We start from the raw sequence: 2,005 nt of genomic DNA, 5'->3' as shown, positions 1-2,005 counted from the left end.
TACCTCCCGGTGCCGGCCGGCACCACCGACAGCGCCGGCCGGCACCGAGTGGTTCCGACCCACCGACCGCACCGTCAGCACCTGGGGCACCACCCTCCAGCACGGTGCGCCCCCGTCGGCGCTGCTCGCCCGCGCCCTCGACCGGTGCGGCGCCCGCCCCGGCACCCGCCTCACGCGCATCACCATCGACCTGCTCGGCCCCGTCCCGCTCACCGACATCGAGGTACGGTCCTGGATCGAACGGCCCGGCCGCAAGATCGAACTCGTCGTCGCCGAACTGTGGGCCGCCGGACCCGACGGCACCGCTCGGGCCGTGGCGCGCGGCTCGGCGTGGCGACTGGAAACCGTCGACGTGCCCGAGGTCGCGCACGCCGCCGACGAACCACTGCCCCCGGTGTCCGAGGCCGCCCCCGCCGAACCGGAAGGCGACTTCTGGAACACCGGCTACGTCGAAACCCTCGACTGGCGGCTGCTCACCCCGCTCGGCCGCCCCGGCCCCGCATCCGCATGGCTGCGCACCGACACCGTGCTCGTCGAGGGCGAAACCCCCACCGGACTCGAGAAACTGTTCAGCGTCGCCGACGTCGCCAACGGTGTCGGATCGAAACTGCACCCCGGCAGGTGGCTGTTCCTCAACACCGAACTGACCGTGCACCTGTTCCGCGCCCCCACCGGCGACTGGACCGGCATCCGCGCCGAAACGTCCTACGGCCCCGACGGTGTCGGCATGACCGCCGGATCGCTGTTCGACGAGCACGGCCCCGTCGGCCGCATCCACCAGAACGTGCAGGTCCGTCCCCGCTGACCGCACCCCACCGACACGACACCGCGGCGCCGCCCCTTCACGGGGCGGCGCCGCGGAACGGTTCACGGCCGGACGGGGGTCAGTCGACGCCGCGCATCGCCCGGCACGAACGGATGTCCGACGCCAGGATCGCGCGCGCCCCGATCTCGGCGAGCCGATCCATCACCGCGTTGTGCCCCTTGCGCGGCACCATCGCCCGCACCGCCACCGACGACTCGTCGGCCAGCGGCGACAGCGTCGGCGACTCCAGACCCGGAGTGACCTGCACCGCCGCATCCAGCAGCGCCTTCGGGCAGTCGTAGTCGAGCATCACGTACTGCTGGGCGAACACGACACCCTCGATCCGCGCGATCAGCTGATTCCGGGCCGAATCGTTGCGGTCCGAATCCTCCCGCTCGATCAGCACACCCTCCGAATCGCACAGCGACTCCCCGAACGCCACCAGCTCGTGCTGGCGCAGCGTGCGACCCGAACCGACCACATCGGCGATCGCGTCGGCGACACCGAGCTGAATCGAGATCTCCACCGCACCGTCGAGCCGGATCACCGTCGCCTCGAGCCCCCGCGCCGCCAGATCCTTGCGCACCAGATTCGGGTACGACGTCGCGATGCGCAGCCCCGCCAGATCCTCCACCTTCCAGTCCCTGCCCTTCGGCGCGGCATACCGGAACGAGGAGCGACCGAACCCGAGCGACAACCGCTCGGTCACCGGGGCACCGGAATCACCGGCCAGGTCGCGGCCGGTGATACCCAGATCCAGCTCACCGGACCCGACGTAGATGGCGATGTCCTTCGGACGCAGGAAGAAGAACTCGACCTCGTTGACCGGGTCGAGGACCGTCAGATCCCGCGAATCGGTGCGACGCCGGTACCCGGCCTCACTGAGGATCTCGGCGGCGGACTCGGACAGGGAACCCTTGTTGGGGACGGCGACGCGAAGCATGGGAACTGACCTCTCTGGGGAACAGTGGCAACGGGGACGGGACGGTCGGGCAAGCAGGCCGGGATCGATCGACGATCACAGATGCTTGTAGACGTCCTCGAGCGTCAGACCGCGCCCCACCATCAGCACCTGCACCCAGTACAGAAGCTGCGAGATCTCCTCGGACAGTTCCTCGTTGCTCTGGTACTCGGCGGCGATCCACACCTCGCCGGCCTCCTCGATCACCTTCTTGCCCTGCGCATGGACGCCGGCGTCCA

3 protein-coding genes are annotated in these 2,005 nt (G+C 70.0%); 1 reads left to right on the top strand and 2 read right to left on the bottom strand.

The genetic code is table 11. The annotated features are described in order from the left end of the window. The coding region (locus A8G15_RS28995; protein ID WP_068166650.1) for a thioesterase family protein at positions 1 to 805 on the top strand (805 nt) is incomplete at its 5' end. Positions 806 to 884: 79 nt separating this feature from the next. On the opposite strand, the gene hisG is transcribed toward A8G15_RS28995, so the two are convergent. Together hisG and A8G15_RS28985 are read right to left on the bottom strand one after the other, a co-directional pair. Further along, the gene (gene hisG / locus A8G15_RS28990) at positions 885 to 1,748 is read right to left on the bottom strand and encodes an ATP phosphoribosyltransferase (RefSeq protein ID WP_068166647.1); all 864 of its coding nucleotides are present in this window, start codon (positions 1,746 to 1,748) and stop codon (positions 885 to 887) included. A gap of 75 nt (positions 1,749 to 1,823) precedes the next feature. Continuing rightward, the coding region (locus tag A8G15_RS28985) for a phosphoribosyl-ATP diphosphatase (RefSeq protein WP_068166644.1) at positions 1,824 to 2,005 on the bottom strand (182 nt) is incomplete at its 5' end.

This window comes from Rhodococcus phenolicus (assembly GCF_001646785.1).
GTDB lineage: Bacteria > Actinomycetota > Actinomycetes > Mycobacteriales > Mycobacteriaceae > Rhodococcus > Rhodococcus phenolicus.
The sequence above is the reverse complement of the archived record's forward strand: the minus strand, read 5'-3'. Positions and strand labels throughout refer to the sequence as shown.

Coding starts and splice junctions, on each gene's coding strand:
- hisG (WP_068166647.1), bottom strand. CDS start 1,748: ATGCTTCGCGTCGCCGTCCCCAACAAGGGTTCCCTGTCCGAGTCCGCC.